Raw genomic sequence first — 18,322 nt, forward strand, 5'->3', positions numbered from 1 at the left:
ACCTTCCGCACGCGGTCGCCGCCGGCGCCGCGCACCGGTCGACGGGCCGGTTCGATCGCTCTGTACGGGTGGTTGAACCGGCCCAATCGCGTGAATTACGGCCGCTGCCCGGTACCCGTACCGCTCCACGTCCCGATCATGGCGGGGACATGAGCTAGCGGAGGTGCACAAGGTGGCTGGTACCGGTCTGTTTCGGACCAAAACAATTGAGAAGTCCATCGCGGACACGGAGGAACCGGAGCACGCACTCAAGAAGTCGCTGTCGGCGCTCGATCTGACGGTCTTCGGGGTCGGTGTCATCATCGGCACCGGCATCTTCGTCCTCACCGGCAAGGTCGCCAAGGAGAACGCCGGACCCGCGGTCGCCCTCGCGTTCGTGGCGGCCGGTGTCGTCTGCGCGCTGGCGGCGCTGTGCTACGCCGAGTTCGCCTCCACGGTCCCGGTGGCCGGGTCCGCGTACACGTTCTCCTACGCCTCGCTCGGCGAGCTGCCCGCCTGGACCATCGGGTGGGACCTGGTCCTCGAATTCGCCCTCGGCACCGCGGTGGTGGCCGTCGGCTGGTCGGGGTACGTCCGCTCCCTGATGGACAACGCGGGCTGGCATCTGCCGGACGCGCTGGCCGGGCGCGAGGGCGCCCACGGCTTCGGCTTCGACATCCTCGCCGCCGCCCTCGTCCTGCTGCTCACCGCCATCCTGGTCTTCGGCATGAAGCTCTCCGCGCGCGTCACCTCGGTGGTGGTGGCCATCAAGGTCACCGTCGTGCTGATCGTGATCATCGCGGGGGCCTTCTTCATCAAGTCCGACAACTACAAGCCGTTCGTCCCCAAGGCCCAGCCGCAGGAGGCGGGGGGCAGCCTCAAGGCGCCGCTGATCGAGCTGATGTCGGGGTACGCGCCCACCAACTTCGGTGTGATGGGCATCTTCACCGCAGCCTCCGTCGTCTTCTTCGCCTTCATCGGCTTCGACATCGTGGCGACCGCGGCCGAGGAGACCAAGAACCCGCAGCGGGACATGCCGCGCGGCATCCTCGGCTCGCTCCTCATCTGCACCACGCTGTACGTCGCCGTCTCCATCGTGGTCACCGGCATGCAGCACTACACCCGGCTCTCCATCGACGCCCCGCTCGCCGACGCCTTCAAGGCCACCGGGCACCCCTTCTACGCGGGCATCATCAGTTTCGGCGCCGCCGTCGGCCTCACCACGGTCTGCATGATCCTGCTGCTCGGCCAGACCCGGGTGTTCTTCGCGATGAGCCGGGACGGGCTGCTGCCCCGCTTCTTCTCCCGCGTCCACCCCCGCTACCGCACCCCGCACCGCCCGACCATCCTGCTCGGCGTGATCATCGCCGTCCTCGCGGGCTTCACCAGCCTCAGCGAGCTCGCCGAACTGGTCAACATCGGCACCCTCTTCGCCTTCGTCGTGGTCGCGATCAGCGTGATCATCCTGCGGCGCACCCGGCCCGACCTGCCGCGCGCCTTCCGCACCCCGCTGGTGCCCTGGGTGCCGATCCTGTCGGTGGCGGCCTCGCTCTGGCTGATGCTCAACCTCCCCGCCGAGACCTGGCTGCGGTTCGGGATCTGGATGGTGATCGGCTTCGTCGTCTACTTCCTGTACGGACGGTCCCACAGCCGTATCAACGCGGAGTGACGACAACCGGTTCCCGGAGTTGATCGCCCGGCCCCGTATGTCCCGCTTCAGTGGGAACTGCGGGGCCGGATAGCGTGCACCCCGTGCACCGTACGCCCACCGGCCCCCTCGCCCCGTCACACTCCGTACGCACGTCACGGGTGCCGCGACAGTGTGCGGAGCCGGTGCCCGGGCGCGGGGCGGGCTACTGGACGCGGCTGCTGCCCGCGCTCGCCGCCCTGGCCGTACTGACCCGGCTGCCCTCCTTCCGGCACTCCCTGTGGAACCCCGACGAGGGCTATCTCGCCGTCCAGGCCCGCCAACTCGCCGCCGGGGGAGCGCTCTACGACACGGTCGTCGACCGCAAGCCGCCGCTGCTGCCCTGGCTGTACGAGGCGGCCTTCGCGGTCTTCGGCGACACCTCGCTGAGCCCCCTGCGGGTCGCGGCGGTCGGCGCCCAGCTGCTCACCGCCGTACTCCTCGCCTCCACCGCCCGCCGCCGCTGGGGCGACGGCGCCGGCCGGACCGCGGGCGTGCTCCACCTGCTCGTCTCCATCGGCCTCAACCCCGAGGACACCCAGGCGGCGACGTTCGAGGTGTTCATACTGCCGTTCACGGTCGCGGCCGTACGCTGCGCCGACCGGGGCCAGTGGGCGCGCGCGGGGCTGGCCGTCGCCGGGGCCGTCCTCACCAAGCAGACCGGCGGAGCGGCGCTCGTCCCCGTGCTGTGGCTGCTCTGGCGCACGGCCTCACCCCGCCGCCCCGCCCTGCTGCGCACCGGCGCGGGACTGTGCGGCCCGGTCCTGCTCGGCGCGCTGCTCACCGGCCCCGCCGGATTCCTCTTCTGGACGGTCACCGGCTCCGGCGCCTACGCCTCCTTCACCGGCTCCGAGCTCCACGTCCTGGCCCGGGGACTGGCCAACACCGCCCTGCTCGCCCTCGCCTGCGCCGGACTCGTCCCGCCCGTCGTGCGGGTGCTGCGGATCGCCCGCACCGGCGCCCCCGACGTCTGGCTGTGGCTGGCCTCCTCGGCCGGGGCCGTCCTCACCGGCTTCCACTTCTTCGGCCACTACTACCTCCAGCTCGTCCCGCCGCTGGTGCTGCTGGCCGCCGCCGCCCTCCAGATCCTCCCGCCGCAGCGGCTCACGGCCGCGCTGCTCGCCTCCGCCTGCGCCTGCGCGCTCTTCCTGACCTGGGGTCTGCTCGCCCCGCGCCCCGAACTGGCCCACGCCGAGCGCCTGGCCGCGGCCGTACGGGCGCGCTCGGCGCCGGACGAGCCGGTCCTGGTGTGGGGGATACACCCCGAGACGTACTGGCTCGCGGGCCGCACCCCCGCCACCCGCTATCTGACCGCCGGGCTGCTCACCAACTACAGCGGCGGTCGCGACGGCCCCCAGGTGGGCGAGAAGTACGGGGTGGAGGGCTCCTGGCCCATCTTCCGCGCCGAGCTGGCCGGCCGGCCGCCGGTGCTGATCGTCGACGACTCCCGGGGCGGGCCGTACGCCCCCGAACGCCTCCCGAGCCTGCGCCGCCTGCTGGCGGCCCACTACGAGCCGCTGGCCGGAACGGTCGACGGGGCCGTGCTGTACGTCCGCGCTCAGTCCGCGCCCGTCGCGTCCCCGGCGGGGTGACGCACCGCCCGCGGGCCCACACACCGCGCCCCGTGCTCCTCCACCCGGCGGCGCAGCTCCCGGTCGGCCGTCACCACCAGGCAGGGACGGCCCGGCACGCGCCCGGCGGCCAGCTCCACGATCCGGTCGTCCCCGCTGCCGGGCGCCGGCTCCACCCGTACACCCGCCACCGGCTCCACCCCGCGGGCCGCGCCCTCGACCACCAGCACCACCTCGACGGGGCCCGGATGGCCCGGCAGACCGGACTCGGCGTAGCCCACCAGGCGGTCGCGCAGCCGCTCCGCCGCGCCGCGCCGGTCGCGCCACCAGCCGTCCGGAACCGAGCCCACCACATTGGCCGCGTCCACGATCACCAGCGAGGTCGTACCCATCCCGGCAGGGTGCCACGGGGCAGGGCGAAATCGCACGTGGGACCGGGGAAATCCCCCGAAATCCGGGGCCCGGGGCGAGTGTTATTGTCGCTGGGTCTCATGGTGTGTCGCATCCGGCCGCTCATCGCGGATCTGGTAGGGAAAGGTGGTCGGTGAGCCATGGCGTTCAAGCCTGCGCGTACCTCGAAGGGGCAGGCGGGCCCGGAGCGCGAGACGCCCACCGCCGCCCCCGTCGCCTCGCCCGGCCCCGTCCCGGCCCCCGCCCTGCCCGACGGCTCCCCGGCGGTCACCGGCTGGCTGCTGCGCGGCAAGGACGGTCGGCTCACCGCGTACGCGCCGGCCCCGGGCGGGGTGCTCCGCTGGACCGAGACGCACCCCGGCGGCCCCGAGTGGACCGGCCCCGAACTGGTCGCCCCGGCCAGCGGACTCGACCCGCGCCTGACCGTCGCCCAGGGCGCCGACGGCTATGTGCACCTGGTCGCGCTGCGCCGCACCACGACGCCCGCGGGTGAGGCCAGGACGGACGTCGTCCACGCCATCCAGTACCAGTCGGGACGCCCGGTCAAGGACTGGTATCCGCTCGGCACCCCCTACCGCGACCAGGAGAAGGCCGCCAAGGTCGGCCACCCGGCCGCCGTCGTCGACTCCGCCGACAACCTGTGGGTCTTCCTCCGCAACGCCGGGGGCGGGCTCTGCGCCCGCGGCCAGCTGTCCTCCGGCAAATGGGGCAACTGGAAGGACCTCAAGGGCTCCGGCTCGTACGGCGCGATCTGCGCGAGCACGGCCGAGGAGGGCCTCATCGAGGTGCTGGCCCCGGCCGAGCGCGGGGTGATGCGCTGGCGGCGCGGCCCCGGCGCCGACGAGTTCGAGCAGGTACCCGACCTCAAGCTCCAGGTGGCGAACGGGTCGGTGAGCGCCCAGCACACCGGCGAGGGCCGGCTCACGTTCTTCTGGCGCGAGTCCGGGGACGGCGAGGTGCGCGCCTTCCGCGAGGAGCTCCCGGCCGCGGGGTTGGGCGGCGCCTCGAACGGCCCGGTCGCCGTGCTGCGTACGCCGGTGGACGGCCACGACTGCACCCTGATGGCCCAGCGCGGCCCCGACGGCCGCCCGGCGCTCGCCGCCTATCCCACGGAGGCCGAGGCGGCCGGCGCGGTGTGGGCCTCCACGGGTGAGGTGTGCGCGGGAGTGCCGGCGCTGGCCCTCGACGCCCGGGGGCGGGTCGTCCTCGCCGCCTTCGGCACCGACGGACAGTTGCGCGTCACCCGGCAGAAGACCACGGAGCCGGGCCTGGCCCTGGAGGCCTGGACGGCCGTCTGACGCCCCGTCGGCCCGGTGCCGGACCCGGAACGCCAAGGAGGCCCCCCGCTGTCGCGGGGGGCCTCCTGTGCGCTGTGCGGGGGGCGTTACGCCGGGACGCTCGCCACGCCCTGCGCGAGGAACGTCTTGCCGTTCACACGCTCCGAGACACCCTCACGGTCCAGGTACGGCGTGATGCCGCCCAGGTGGAAGGGCCAGCCGGCACCGGTGATGAGGCAGAGGTCGATGTCCTGGGCCTCGGCCACGACACCCTCCTCCAGCATCAGACCGATCTCCTGCGCCACCGCGTCCAGGACGCGGTCGCGGGTCTGCTCCTCGGTCAGGGCGACATCGCCCTGCTTGAGGAGGGCGGCGACCTCGGGGTCCAGCTCCGGCTTGCCGGAGTCGTACACGTAGAAGCCGCGCTTGCCGGCCTTCACGACCGCGGCCAGGTTCTCGGAGACCGTGAAGCGGCCCGGGAAGGCGCGGTTGAGGGTCTCGGACACGTGCAGACCGATGGCCGGGCCGACCAGCTCGAGCAGGACCAGCGGCGACATCGGCAGACCGAGCGGCTCGACCGCCTTCTCGGCGACCTCGACCGGGGTGCCCTCGTCGATGACGTTCTGGATCTCGCCCATGAAGCGGGTCAGGATGCGGTTGACGACGAACGCCGGGGCGTCCTTCACCAGGACCGCGGTCTTCTTCAGCTTCTTGGCGACACCGAACGCGGTGGCCAGCGCCGCGTCGTCGGTCTGCTCGCCGCGCACGATCTCCAGGAGCGGGAGGATCGCGACCGGGTTGAAGAAGTGGAAGCCGACGACCCGCTCGGGGTGCTTCAGCTTCGACGCCATCTCGGTGACCGACAGCGAGGAGGTGTTGGTGGCGAGGATCGCGTGCGCCGGGGCGACCGCCTCGACCTCCGCGAACACCTGCTGCTTGACGCCGATCTCCTCGAAGACGGCCTCGATGATGAAGTCGGCGTCCGAGAAGCCCTCGGCCTTGTCGAGGACACCGGAGACCAGGCCCTTGAGGCGGTTGGCCTTGTCCTGGTTGATACGGGACTTGGCGAGCAGCTTGTCGATCTCGGCGTGGACGTAGCCCACACCCTTGTCGACGCGCTCCTGGTCGATGTCGGTCAGGACGACCGGCACCTCCAGGCGGCGCAGGAACAGCAGCGCGAGCTGCGAGGCCATCAGGCCCGCGCCCACCACGCCGACCTTGGTGACCGGACGCGCCAGCGACTTGTCGGGGGCACCCGCCGGACGCTTGGCGCGCTTCTGCACCAGGTTGAAGGCGTAGATGCCGGAGCGGAGCTCGCCGCCCATGATCAGGTCGGCGAGCGCCTTGTCCTCGGCGTCGTAACCGGCCTGGAGGTCGCCGTCCTTGGCCGCCTCGATGATGTCGAGCGCGCGGTAGGCGGCCGGGGCCGCGCCGTGCACCTTGGAGTCGGCGACGAACCGGCCCTTGGCGACGGCCTGGTCCCAGGCCTCGCCGCGGTCGATCTCGGGGCGCTCGACCTTCACGTCGCCCTTGAGGACGTTGGCGGTCCAGATCAGCGACTGCTCCAGGAAGTCCGCGCCCTCGAAGATCGCGTCCGCGATACCGAGGTCGAAGACCTGCCCGCCCTTGAGCTGGCGGTTCTGGTTGAGCGAGTTCTCGATGATCACCGTGACGGCGTTCTCCGCGCCGATCAGGTTGGGGAGCAGCGTGCAGCCGCCCCAGCCCGGGACCAGACCGAGGAAGACCTCGGGCAGCGAGAAGGCCGGCAGCGCCTTGGAGACGGTCCGGTAGGTGCAGTGCAGACCGACCTCGACACCGCCGCCCATGGCCGCGCCGTTGTAGTACGCGAAGGTCGGCACGGCCAGCGCGGCGAGGCGCTTGAAGACCTCGTGGCCGCCCTTGCCGATGGCCAGCGCGTCCTCGTGCTTCTTCAGCAGCTCGACGCCCTTGAGGTCGGCGCCGACCGCGAAGATGAACGGCTTGCCGGTGACACCGACGCCGACGATGGTGCCCTCGGCCGCCTCATTCTCCACCTGGTCGATGGCGGCGTTGAGGTTCGCCAGCGAGCCGGGGCCGAAGGTGGTCGGCTTGGTGTGGTCGAAGCCGTTGTCCAGCGTGATCAGCGCGAACCGGCCCGCACCGAACGGCAGGTCGAGGTGGCGCACGTGCGCCGAGGTGACGACCTCGTCCGGGAACAGCTCGGCCGCACCCTTCAAAAGCTCAGCGGTGGTGCTCACTTGCTGCCTCCGGCGTCCTTGTGGTGCGGGTTCTCCCAGATGACCGTGGCGCCCATGCCGAAGCCGACGCACATGGTGGTGAGGCCGTAGCGGACCTCCGGCTGCTCCTCGAACTGGCGCGCCAGCTGCGTCATCAGGCGTACGCCGGAGGAGGCGAGCGGGTGGCCGAACGCGATGGCGCCGCCGTACTGGTTGACGCGGGCGTCGTCGTCGGCGATGCCGTAGTGGTCCAGGAACGCGAGGACCTGGACGGCGAACGCCTCGTTGATCTCGAAGAGGTTGATGTCCTCGATCGACAGACCGGCCTTGGCCAGCGCCTTCTCGGTCGCCGGGATCGGGCCGTAACCCATGACCTCCGGCTCGACGCCCGCGAAGGCGTAGGAGACGAGGCGCATCTTGACCGGCAGGCCGTTCTCGCGCGCGAACTCCTCGGACGCGATGATCGACGCCGTGGCGCCGTCGTTGAGGCCGGCCGCGTTGCCCGCGGTGACGTTGCCGTGGACGCGGAACGGCGTCTTCAGGCCCGCCAGGCTCTCCAGCGTGGTGCCCGGGCGCATCGGCTCGTCGGCGGTGACCAGGCCCCAGCCGGTCTCGCCGACCTCGGCGTTGGTGTTGCGCACCGAGATCGGGACGAGGTCCTGCTGGATCTTCCCGTTGGCGTACGCCTTGGCCGCCTTCTCCTGCGAGCGCACGGCGTACTCGTCGGCGCGCTGCTTGGTGATGTGCGGGTAGCGGTCGTGCAGGTTCTCCGCGGTCATGCCCATGAACAGGGCCGACTCGTCGACGAGCTTCTCGCTCACGAACCGCGGGTTGGGGTCGACGCCCTCACCCATGGGGTGGCGGCCCATGTGCTCGACACCGCCCGCGATGACGGCGTCGTAGGCGCCGAAGGCGATGGAGCCGGCGACCGAGGTGACGGCGGTCAGCGCGCCGGCGCACATACGGTCGATGGAGTAGCCCGGCACGGACTGCGGCAGACCCGCGAGGATGCCGGCCGTGCGGCCCAGGGTCAGACCCTGGTCACCGATCTGCGTGGTCGCGGCGATGGCGACCTCGTCGATCTTGGCGGGGTCCAGGGCCGGGTTGCGGCGCAGCAGCTCCCGGATCGCCTTGACGACGAGATCGTCGGCCCGGGTCTCGTGGTAGATGCCCTTCGGGCCCGCCTTGCCGAACGGGGTGCGGACGCCGTCGACGAAGACGACGTCCCTGACGGTACGAGGCACGATGGCTCTCCTCCAGGGTGCGGGGTGGCACTGCTGCGCTTGGCGCACTCACCTGAGCGCGCGCTCACCCCGTCATGCTACTTGCGGGTAACCAAACTGCCCAGTCCCGAGGGCAGGAGCGGCGAACGTCACACTCCGACGGCCCCCTGGCATGGCCGTACCCCCTGGCGACCATGGTCGCCAGGGGGTACGGGAGGAGGGGTGCGGGGGCGCGTGCTCAGCCGTTGGCGGCCAGCGCCGCCGCCAGCAGCGGTGACACCTGCTCGACCTGCCAGCGCCGGGCGCCGTACGCGGTGAGCGCCTCGGCCACCGCCGCCTCGGAGCGGTCGCCCGGGGGCTCCCAGCACACCCGGCGCACCGTGTCCGGGGTGATCAGGTTCTCCTGCGGCATGTTCAGCCGCTCGGCCAGCTCCGACACAGCCGCGCGGGCCGCCGACAGGCGCGCCGCGGCGGCCGGGTCCTTGTCGGCCCAGGAGCGCGGCGGCGGGGGACCCGCGACCTGCTGGCCGGGCTGCGGAAGACCGGATTCCGGCAGGGCCCGGGCCCGGTCGACGGCCGCCTGCCACTGCTCCAGCTGACGCCGCCCCATCCGGTGGCCGAAGCCGGGCAGCGCCATCAGCGCCTGTACGTCCAGCGGCATCGCCAGCGACGCCTCGATGATCGCGGAGTCGCTGAGCACCTTGCCCGGCGAGACGTCACGGCGCTGGGCGACCCTGTCGCGGGCGGTCCACAGCTCGCGCACGGCGGCCATCTGGCGGCGCCGGCGGACCTTGTGCATCCCCGAGGTGCGCCGCCAGGGCTCCTTGCGCGGCGGCGCGGGCGGAGCCGCCGCGATCGCCTCGAACTCCTGGCGGGCCCAGTCCAGCTTGCCCTGCCGGTCGAGCTCCTTCTCCAGCGCGTCACGCAGATCGACGAGCAGCTCCACGTCCAGCGCCGCGTACCGCAGCCAGGGCTCGGGCAGCGGGCGGGTCGACCAGTCCACCGCGGAGTGGCCCTTCTCCAGGGCGTATCCGAGGACGCTCTCGACCATCGCGCCCAGGCCCACGCGCGGGAATCCCGCGAGGCGCCCGGCGAGCTCGGTGTCGAAGAGCCGCGTGGGGGTCATGCCTATTTCCCGCAGGCAGGGCAGGTCCTGGGTGGCCGCGTGCAGGATCCACTCGGTACCGGCGAGGGCGTCGCCGAGGGAGGAGAGGTCGGGGCAGCCCACCGGGTCGACGAGCGCGGTGCCCGCGCCCTCGCGGCGGAGCTGCACGAGGTAGGCGCGCTGGCCGTAGCGGTAGCCGGAGGCGCGCTCGGCGTCCACCGCCACCGGGCCGGTGCCGGCCGCGAACGCGGCGACGATCTCGGCGAGCGCCTCGTCGGTGGCTACGACGGGCGGAATGCCGTCACGCGGCTCCAGCAGGGGAGTCGGCTGCCCATCGACCGGGACGTCGTCGTCCGGGGGGGCGCCCCCGGTGGTTCGCAGTGCTGTCTCTGCTGCGGTCTTTTGGGCGTCGGTCACCTGTCAAGGGTACTTGTGTATACGCCGCGCCCGTCGACGGAACGTTCCGCCGACGGGCGCGTGAGGGGCGCACGGCGCCTTGTGGGGGGAGCATGCCCCTCGGGACGCCTGGGTCAGTGGATGATTCCGGTACGCAGCGCGACGGCCACCATGCCGGCTCTGTCGCCCGTGCCGAGCTTGCGCGCGATCCGGGCGAGGTGGCTCTTCACGGTCAGCGCGGAGAGTCCCATGGACACACCGATCGCCTTGTTGGACTGGCCCTCGGCGACCAGCCGCAGCACCTCGACCTCGCGCCCGGAGAGCTCGCGGTAGCCACCCGGGTGGCTCGGGGAACCCGGGGGGCGGCGGTGCATACGGGCCGCCGCGGCGCCGATGGGGGCGGCGCCGGGACGGGTGGGGTGGCCGATGTTGGTCCGCGTACCGGTGACGACATAGCCCTTCACGCCGCCCGCGAGGGCGTTGCGCACGGCGCCGATGTCGTCGGCGGCCGAGAGGGCCAGACCGTTGGGCCAGCCCGCGGCGCGGGTCTCGGACAGCAGGGTGAGCCCGGAACCGTCGGGCAGATGGACGTCGGCAACGCAGATGTCGCGCGGGTTGCCGACGCGGGGACGTGCCTCCGCGATGGACGACGCCTCGATGACGTCCCGTACTCCGAGAGCCCACAGATGGCGCGTGACCGTGGAGCGGACTCGGGGGTCGGCGACGACGACCATGGCCGTCGGCTTGTTCGGGCGGTAGGCGACCAGGCTTGCGGGCTGCTCAAGGAGAACGGACACCAGGCCTCCTGGGGGGGGGAAGGGTGCGGGACGGAGCCGGCTCGGGGATGAAGCCGGGGCGAACCGTGCAGATAGGGTCACTGACCTCTTCGGCAGCCAGCCCGTCCGCCTTTAGGGAATGATCACGATTTGGTGAGAAACATTTAGGGCAATTAGGACAGGCGATCGATGGGGGAGTGGCAGGACGAGCCTTGTGGGACTCACCGGTCGCCTGTCCGGGGCGTGGGGCCCTGACACCCGGCGGCGCGAGAGCGCCCCTCGGGGCGCGGGGACGCGGGGACTCCGGGGCGCGGGGCCGTGCCCGGCATCGGCGACGAGCGGCGACGGACACCGGCACGCCCGACAACCCGGCACGCCCGACAACCCGGCGCGGCCCGCCGAGCGTCGCGGGGCAGGCGGGACTTTCGCAACACGCCCTAGCGGGGGTCCCGCCGCTGCGGCAGCGTGACGACACCCGCGTCCCCCGACGCGGAAGGCACCGGCGGCAGCCCGGCCACCTGGCACAGCAGGTCGCACCAGGCCGCGAGATGCGCCGCCGAGTCCGGCACCCCGCCATGCCCCTCACGCGGGGTCCACGACGCCCGGATCTCGATCTGCGTCGCCGGCAGCCGCTGGGCGAGCCCGCCGAAGTAGTACGAGCCGGCCCGCGTCACGGTCCCGCTCGCCTCCCCGTACGACAGCCCCCGCGCCTCCAGCGCGCCCGTCAGCCACGACCAGCAGACCTCCGGCAGCAGCGGGTCGGCCGCCATCTCCGGCTCCAGTTCCGCCCGTACCAGCGTGACCAGGCGGAACGTGCCCTGCCAGGCGTCGTGCCCGGCCGGGTCGTGCAGCAGCACCAGCCGGCCGTCCGCGAGGTCCTGGTCGTTGTCGACGACCGCGGCCTCCAGCGCGTACGCGTGCGGCGCCAGACGCTGCGGTGGCCGGGTCGGGTCGACCTCGATCTCGGGGCGCAGCCGTGCGCCCCGCAGCCCGTCGACCGCCTGGCGGAAGACCAGCGGAACGGTCCTGCCGTCCGTGCTGTCCGTGCCGCCGGCGCCATCCGAAGTTCGTCCCTGAGCGGCAGCCATGCGGGGAAGACTAGGCGGAACGGCCGCCCGGCGCCGGTAGGGACACCCGGGCCCGGCGGACGGCTTGTCGCCACGTGCGAAGATTCTGGACGTGAACGCCAACGCATCCCCCTCGGGCCCGCCGACACAGACGTACGACTCCGCCTTCCTCAAGGCGTGCCGCCGGGAGCCGGTTCCGCACACGCCCGTCTGGTTCATGCGGCAGGCGGGGCGCTCGCTGCCCGAGTACCTGAAGGTGCGCGAGGGCATCCCGATGCTGGAGTCGTGCATGCGGCCCGAGCTGGTCACCGAGATCACGCTCCAGCCGGTGCGCCGCCACAAGGTGGACGCGGCCATCTACTTCAGCGACATCGTGGTGCCGCTCAAGGCCATCGGCGTCGACCTCGACATCAAGCCGGGCGTCGGCCCGGTCGTCGCGCAGCCGATCCGTACGCGCGCGGACCTCGACCGGCTGCGCGACCTCACCCCCGAGGACTTGCACTACGTCACCGAGGCGATCGGCATGCTGACCGCCGAGCTCGGCGAGACGCCGCTGATCGGCTTCGCGGGCGCGCCCTTCACCCTGGCGAGCTACCTCGTGGAGGGCGGCCCGTCCCGCAACCACGAGCACACCAAGGCGCTCATGTACGGCGACCCGCAGCTGTGGGCCGACCTGCTCGACCGCCTCGCCGACATCACCGGCGCCTTCCTGAAGGTCCAGATCGAGGCGGGCGCCTCCGCCGTCCAGCTCTTCGACTCCTGGGTGGGCGCGCTGGCCCCCGCCGACTACCGCCGCTCGGTGATGCCGGCGTCCGCGAAGGTGTTCCGCGAGGTCGAGAAGTACGGCGTGCCGCGCATCCACTTCGGCGTCGGCACCGGCGAGCTCCTCGGCCTGATGGGCGAGGCCGGCGCGGACGTCGTCGGCGTCGACTGGCGCGTCCCGCTCGACGAGGCTGCCCGCCGCGTCGGCCCCGGCAAGGCGCTCCAGGGCAACCTGGACCCCGCGGTCCTCTTCTCGACGCCCGAGGCGGTCGAGGAGAAGACCCGCGACATCCTGGACGCGGCGGCCGGCCTGGAGGGCCACGTCTTCAACCTGGGCCACGGCGTCCTGCCGACGACCGACCCGGACGCGCTGACCCGCCTGGTGGACTACGTCCACACCCGCACCGCGCGCTAGTTCCCCGCCGCCCGCACCGCCGAGACGGCCTTGCGGGCGGCGACCAGGACCGGGTCCCAGACCGGTGAGAAGGGCGGGGCGTAGCCGAGGTCCAGGGTCACCACCTGTTCCACGGTCATCCCCGCCGTCAGCGCCACGGCCGCGATGTCGACGCGTTTGGCGGCGCCCTCGCGCCCGACGATCTGCACGCCGAGGAGGCGTCCCGTACGCCGCTCGGCGAGCATCTTCACCGTCATCAGGGCGGCTCCCGGGTAGTACCCCGCGCTGTTGGTGGACTCGATGGTCGCGGTCACGAACTGAAGACCCGCCTCGCGCGCCTCGCGCTCGCGCAGCCCCGTACGGGCGATTTCCAGGTCGCAGACCTTGCTCACCGCCGTACCGACGACGCCCGGGAACGTGGCGTAGCCGCCGCCCACGCCCGAGCCGATGATCTGGCTGTGCTTGTTGGCGTGCGTGCCCAGCGCGATGTGCCGCTCGCGGCCCGAGACCAGGTCCAGGACCTCCACGCAGTCGCCGCCCGCCCAGATGTCCTCGTGGCCGCGCACCCGCATCGCCAGGTCGGTGAGCAGTCCGCCGTGCTCGCCGAGCGGCAGCCCGGCCTTCCGGGCCAGCTCCGTGCGCGGCTCGACGCCGATGCCGAGGACCACGACGTCCGCCGGGTACTCGGCGTCCTTCGTCGCCACCCCCCGAACCCTGCCGTCCTCATCCGTGAGGATGCCGGTGACCTCGGCGCCGGTGACCGTGGTGATACCCATCGCGTCCATCGCCTCGTGGACCAGCCGGCCCATGTCCGGGTCGAGGGTGGCCATCGGCTCCTCGCCCCGGGTCACCACCGTGACCTCGTACTCGCGGCGCAGCAGGGCCTCGGCCATCTCCACGCCGATGTAGCCCGCGCCCACGATCACCGCCCGGCGCCCGCGCGTCGCGGCCAGGGTGTCCAGGAGCGCCTGTCCGTCGTCGAGGGTCTGCACCCCGTGGACGCCCGGCGCGTCGATGCCGGGCAGGTCCGGCCGGACCGGGCGCGCGCCGGTGGCGATCACGAGCTTGTCGTACGCCGTCCAGGACTCCTCGCCCGACCCCAGATCGCGGGCGCGCACCCGCTTCCCGGCCGTGTCGATCTCGACGGCCTCCGTGCGCGTACGCAGGTCGATGCCGCGCTCGCGGTGCTCCTCGGGCGTCCGCGCGATGAGCTTGTCCCGCTCCTCCACGTCGCCGCCCACCCAGTAGGGGATGCCGCACGCGGAGTACGAGGTGAAGTGGCCGCGCTCGAACACCACGATCTCCAGGTCGTCCGGCCCCCTGAGCCTGCGGGCCTGCGACGCGGCGGACATCCCCGCCGCTTCGCCCCCGATGACCACCAGTCGCTCCGCCGCCATTGCGCACCCTCTCGTCCGGTCCTCCCGCACCTGCTCTTCCTGGGGAAGATACGTACGGGGGCGCCCCGGAATTCCCCGGCGCGGCACTCGGCGCGGGGCTGTCGGCGCCGTCTGAGAGAGTGGTCGCATGGACAACTCCGCCGTCAGCGCACCGCACATCGTCGTCGTCGGAGGCGGCATCTCCGGACTCGCCGCCGCGCACCGCCTGCTGGAGTCCGGCGCGCGCGTGACCGTCCTGGAGGCCACCGGCCGTCTCGGCGGCAAGCTGCTCGCGGGCGAGATCGCGGGCGCGCGGGTGGACCTCGGCGCCGAGTCGATGCTGGCGCGCCGCCCCGAGGGCGTCGCCCTCGCGCGCGAGGTGGGCCTCGGGGACCGGCTGACGCCGCCCGCGGCGACGGCGGCGATCTGGACGCGCGGGGTGCTGCGGCCGATGCCCAAAAACCATCTGATGGGCGTCCCGGCCGACCCCGCCTCCCTCACCGGGATCGTCTCCGCCGACGGCCTGGCGCGCATCGCCCAGGACCGCGAACTGCCCGCCACCGAGGTCGGCGAGGACATCGGCGTCGGGGAGTTCGTGGCGCGCCGCGTCGGCCGCGAGGTCGTCGACCGCCTGGTGGAACCGCTCCTGGGCGGGGTGTACGCGGGCGACGCCTACCGGCTCTCGATGCGCGCGGCCGTGCCCCAGCTCTACGCCGTCGCGCGCGAGAACGGCTCGCTGCTCGACGGCGTCGCCCGCGTCCAGGCGAAGGCCGCCGCCGGCCCGCGCGACGACAGCCCGGTCTTCGTGGGCCTCGACGGCGGCATGGGCACCCTGCCGCTCGCGGTCGCGGACGCGGTCCGCGCCGCGGGAGGCCTCATCCGCACCGGGGCCCCGGTGCGCGCCCTGACCCGTACCGCCGACGGCTGGCTGGTGCGGACGGACTCGCCCGAGGCGCCCGCGATCGAGGCGGACGGCGTGGTCCTCGCGTCCCCCGCCGGCCCGGCGTCCGCGCTGCTCGCCGCCGAGTCCCCGTCCGCCGCCGCCGAGTTGGCGACCGTGCAGTACGCCTCGATGGCCCTGGTCACCATGGCGTTCCGGCGCGCGGACCTGGAGCACCTGGAGCGCCGCTCGGGCTTCCTCGTCCCGTCGGTCGACGGCCGCACGATCAAGGCGTCCACCTTCTCCTCGTACAAGTGGCAGTGGGTCACCGACCGGGCCCCCGACCTCTTCGTGCTCCGTACCTCGATCGGGCGGTACGGCGAGGAGGAGCACCTGGAGCGCGACGACGCCGACCTGGTGGCCATGTCGCTGGCCGACCTCGGGGAGGCGGTGGGTCTCGCCGCCAGACCGGTCGCCTTCGAGGTGACGCGCTGGACCGGGGGCCTGCCGCAGTACCCGGTGGGCCACCTCGCGCGCGTGGCCCGCGTCCGCGACGCCCTGGCGAAACTGCCCGGCCTGCGGATCTGCGGGGCCGCGTACGACGGGGTCGGCATCCCCGCGTGCGTCGCCGGCGCCCGGCGCGCCGCCGACGAGATCATCGCCACGTCGACCCTGGCGCAGAACACTCAGCGTGACGCGGGACAATAGCCTCATGAGTGCACCGGAAAAGATCCCGAACGCAGGGAAGAAGGCGAAGGACCTCAACGAGGTCATCCGCTACACGCTGTGGTCCGTCTTCAAGCTGCGCGACGTGCTGCCCGAGGACCGCGCCGGGTTCGCCGACGAGGTCCAGGAGCTGTTCGACCAGCTCGCCGCCAAGGACGTCACCGTCCGCGGCACCTACGACCTGTCCGGGCTGCGGGCCGACGCCGACCTCATGATCTGGTGGCACGCGGAGACGGCCGACGAGCTCCAGAGCGCGTACAACCTCTTCCGCCGCACCAAGCTGGGCCGCGCCCTGGAGCCGGTCTGGTCGAACATGGCGCTGCACCGCCCGGCCGAGTTCAACAAGGCGCACATCCCGGCCTTCCTCGCCGACGAGAACCCGCGCGACTACGTGTCGGTGTACCCCTTCGTGCGCAGCTACGACTGGTACCTGCTGCCCGACGAGGACCGCCGCCGGATGCTCGCCGACCACGGCAAGATGGCCCGCGGCTACCCGGACGTGCGCGCCAACACGGTCGCCTCGTTCTCGCTCGGCGACTACGAGTGGCTGCTCGCCTTCGAGGCCGACGAGCTGCACCGCATCGTCGACCTCATGCGTCATCTGCGCGCCTCCGAGGCCCGGATGCACGTCCGCGAGGAGGTCCCGTTCTACACGGGCCGCCGCAAGTCGGTCGCGGACCTGGTGGCGGGCCTGGCCTGACGGCCGTCCCCACCGCGTATGCCCGGTGACCGGGCCCGCCGAGACGGGCCCGGACTCACCCCTGACCCGGAAGATCAGAGAGCGGACGGCCGCAGCCCGGACCTGGGCGCCGACCGCTCGTCCAGCGACACCGGGTTCGGCTCCGGGTGCGGCGCGCACGACGCGCGCCGCACCGGCGTCCGTCCGCTCAGCAGGTAGTCCATCAGATAGCCGTTGACACAGGGGTTGGGGCCGCCGCCGATGCCGTGCGTACCGGCGTCCTTCTCGGTCACCAGCACCGACCCGGGCAGTCTGCGCTGGAGCTCCAGCGCCCCCTGGTACGGCGTCGCCGCGTCCCGTTCGGCCGCCAGGATCAGCGTCGGCGGCAGCTTCCCGCGGCGCACTCCCACGTCCACCGGCCGCTGCCGGGGCGCCGGCCAGTAGGCGCACGGCAGGTTCATCCAGGCGTTGTCCCATGTCTCGAACGGCGCGATCTCCGCGAGCGCGCTGTTGTCGCGGTCCCACACGGACCAGTCCGTCGGCCAGGGCGCGTCGTTGCACTCGACCGCCGTGTACACCGCGTTCCCGTTCTCGTCGTCCCACGCCGCCTGCGGATGCGGCGAGGCCTGCGCGATCAGCGGCTTGGGGTCGCCCTTGAGGTACGCCGAGAGCGCGGTCGCCCGCAGCGCCCAGTAGTCGTCGTAGTACCCGGCCTTCAGGAAGGCCGACTGGAGCTGGCCGGGGCCGACCTTGCCGCCCGCCGGCTCCTCGGCGAGCCGGGCGCTCACCTTCTCGAAGTTCTCCAGGACCTGCTCGGCCGTGGTGCCCAGGTGGTACACGCCGTCGTGCCGGGCGACCCAGGCGCGGAAGTCCTCCCAGCGGCTCTCGAAGGCCAGTGACTGGTCGAGGTTGTTGCGGTACCAGATCTGCCTGGGGTCGGGGTTGACCGCCGAGTCGAAGACCATCCGGCGCACATGGGAGGGGAAGAGCGTGGCGTACACGGCGCCGAAGTACGTGCCGTAGGACGCTCCCACGAACGTCAGCTTCCGCTGTCCGAGCGCGGCCCGCAGCACATCGAGGTCGCGCGCGTTGTTGAGGCTGGTGTAGTGCCGCAGAGCCGCGCCCGCGTTGCGCGCGCAGCCCCGCGCGTACGCCTTGGCCTGCGCGATCCGCTCCAGCTTGTAGGAGGGCGAGGGGTCGGTCGGGGCGGGGGTGGGTGCCTTGGCGAAGTCCTTCGGGTCCTGGCAGGACAGCGGCGCGGAGCGGGCGACCCCGCGCGGGGCGTAGCCCACCAGGTCGTAGGCCCCCGCGATCCGCTTCCACTCGGGCAGGCTCGCGACGATCGGGAAGTACATGCTGGAGGCGCCGGGGCCGCCGGGGTTGTAGACCAGCGCGCCCTGCCGCTCGGCCCGTTTGCCGGTGGCCCGCACCCGGCTGACGGTGAGGGTGATCTGCCGTCCCCTCGGCTTGGCGTAGTCGAGGGGGACCCGGACCGTGCCGCACTGGATGGTGTCGGGGAGCATCTCCGCCTTGGGGCAGCGGCCGAAGGCGATCCCGGTCGCCGCCGCGCGCCGGGCGGCGACGGCCGTGCCGTGCGCCTCGGCGGTGAGCGGATCCATACCGCCGGCCGGGGAGACGGCCAGGGTGGAAAGAACGAGGGAACCGAGCGTTCCGTACAGTGCTGCTGCTCTCATCTACATCCCTTTGCGGGTCTGTCCGGCACGGCAGGTGTCCGGTACAAAAGGGATGATTAGCGGAGTAATTGGCGAAGTAAAGCACCGGCGGGCGGTGCGCCGG

At 72.7% G+C, this 18,322-nt stretch carries 14 protein-coding genes; 6 read left to right on the plus strand and 8 right to left on the minus strand.

Features of this window, described 5'->3' with window-relative positions:
- The first annotated feature begins 172 nt into the window (after positions 1–172).
- Both ACZ5ID_RS30925 and ACZ5ID_RS30930 read left to right on the plus strand, forming a co-directional pair.
- Positions 173–1,648 (plus strand): amino acid permease, encoded by a 1,476-nt coding sequence (locus tag ACZ5ID_RS30925; RefSeq protein ID WP_468904419.1) that lies wholly within the window; start codon positions 173–175, stop codon positions 1,646–1,648.
- Between the two features lie 140 nt (positions 1,649–1,788).
- Entirely contained in the window at positions 1,789–3,258 is a 1,470-nt protein-coding gene (locus ACZ5ID_RS30930) for an ArnT family glycosyltransferase (protein WP_468904422.1), read from the plus strand.
- Here the strand turns inward: ACZ5ID_RS30930 and ACZ5ID_RS30935 are convergent.
- On the minus strand, positions 3,225–3,629 hold the full coding sequence (locus tag ACZ5ID_RS30935; RefSeq protein WP_468904424.1) for a PIN domain-containing protein: 405 nt from the start codon (positions 3,627–3,629) through the stop codon (positions 3,225–3,227). The two genes, ACZ5ID_RS30930 and ACZ5ID_RS30935, sit on opposite strands and share 34 nt — an antisense overlap.
- 159 nt (positions 3,630–3,788) lie before the next feature.
- Between ACZ5ID_RS30935 and ACZ5ID_RS30940 the strand changes: the two genes are divergently transcribed.
- A complete protein-coding gene (locus ACZ5ID_RS30940) occupies positions 3,789–4,946 on the plus strand; it encodes a PLL family lectin (RefSeq protein ID WP_468904427.1) in 1,158 nt (385 codons plus the stop codon).
- Positions 4,947–5,032: 86 nt separating this feature from the next.
- On the opposite strand, the gene ACZ5ID_RS30945 is transcribed toward ACZ5ID_RS30940, so the two are convergent.
- The 5 genes from ACZ5ID_RS30945 to ACZ5ID_RS30965 form a co-directional block, all read right to left on the minus strand.
- A complete protein-coding gene (locus ACZ5ID_RS30945; RefSeq protein ID WP_468904430.1) occupies positions 5,033–7,162 on the minus strand; it encodes a 3-hydroxyacyl-CoA dehydrogenase NAD-binding domain-containing protein in 2,130 nt (709 codons plus the stop codon).
- A complete protein-coding gene (locus ACZ5ID_RS30950; RefSeq protein ID WP_468904433.1) occupies positions 7,159–8,385 on the minus strand; it encodes a thiolase family protein in 1,227 nt (408 codons plus the stop codon). The genes ACZ5ID_RS30945 and ACZ5ID_RS30950 overlap by 4 nt, the downstream gene beginning before the upstream one ends.
- 217 nt (positions 8,386–8,602) lie before the next feature.
- The gene (locus tag ACZ5ID_RS30955; RefSeq protein ID WP_468904436.1) at positions 8,603–9,886 is read right to left on the minus strand and encodes an HRDC domain-containing protein; all 1,284 of its coding nucleotides are present in this window, start codon (positions 9,884–9,886) and stop codon (positions 8,603–8,605) included.
- A gap of 113 nt (positions 9,887–9,999) precedes the next feature.
- Positions 10,000–10,662 carry a helix-turn-helix transcriptional regulator gene (locus ACZ5ID_RS30960; RefSeq protein WP_067165591.1) on the minus strand — a complete coding sequence of 221 codons (663 nt, stop codon included), beginning with the start codon at positions 10,660–10,662 and terminating at the stop codon, positions 10,000–10,002.
- A 416-nt stretch (positions 10,663–11,078) separates the two neighbouring features.
- Positions 11,079–11,729, minus strand: a complete 651-nt coding sequence (locus tag ACZ5ID_RS30965) for a DUF3000 domain-containing protein (protein ID WP_468904439.1) — start codon at positions 11,727–11,729, stop codon at positions 11,079–11,081.
- A 91-nt stretch (positions 11,730–11,820) separates the two neighbouring features.
- Here ACZ5ID_RS30965 and hemE point away from each other — a divergent pair, with 91 nt between their 5' ends.
- Positions 11,821–12,885: a uroporphyrinogen decarboxylase gene (hemE, locus tag ACZ5ID_RS30970; RefSeq protein WP_468904441.1), complete on the plus strand. Its 1,065-nt coding sequence runs from the start codon at positions 11,821–11,823 to the stop codon at positions 12,883–12,885.
- On the opposite strand, the gene ACZ5ID_RS30975 is transcribed toward hemE, so the two are convergent.
- Entirely contained in the window at positions 12,882–14,261 is a 1,380-nt protein-coding gene (locus ACZ5ID_RS30975) for an FAD-dependent oxidoreductase (protein WP_468904444.1), read from the minus strand. The two genes, hemE and ACZ5ID_RS30975, sit on opposite strands and share 4 nt — an antisense overlap.
- Before the next feature lie 127 nt (positions 14,262–14,388).
- Between ACZ5ID_RS30975 and hemG the strand changes: the two genes are divergently transcribed.
- Both hemG and hemQ read left to right on the plus strand, forming a co-directional pair.
- Positions 14,389–15,828, plus strand: coding sequence for a protoporphyrinogen oxidase (hemG, locus tag ACZ5ID_RS30980; protein ID WP_468904446.1), 1,440 nt, complete (start codon positions 14,389–14,391; stop codon positions 15,826–15,828).
- A 4-nt stretch (positions 15,829–15,832) separates the two neighbouring features.
- On the plus strand, positions 15,833–16,546 hold the full coding sequence (hemQ, locus tag ACZ5ID_RS30985) for a hydrogen peroxide-dependent heme synthase (RefSeq protein WP_358835507.1): 714 nt from the start codon (positions 15,833–15,835) through the stop codon (positions 16,544–16,546).
- Positions 16,547–16,620: 74 nt separating this feature from the next.
- Here the strand turns inward: hemQ and ACZ5ID_RS30990 are convergent, their stop codons facing one another.
- The gene (locus tag ACZ5ID_RS30990) at positions 16,621–18,219 is read right to left on the minus strand and encodes an alpha/beta hydrolase (RefSeq protein ID WP_468904450.1); all 1,599 of its coding nucleotides are present in this window, start codon (positions 18,217–18,219) and stop codon (positions 16,621–16,623) included.
- Between the last annotated feature and the right edge of the window lie 103 nt (positions 18,220–18,322).

It is taken from the genome of Streptomyces sp. NPDC031670 (genome assembly GCF_055580545.1).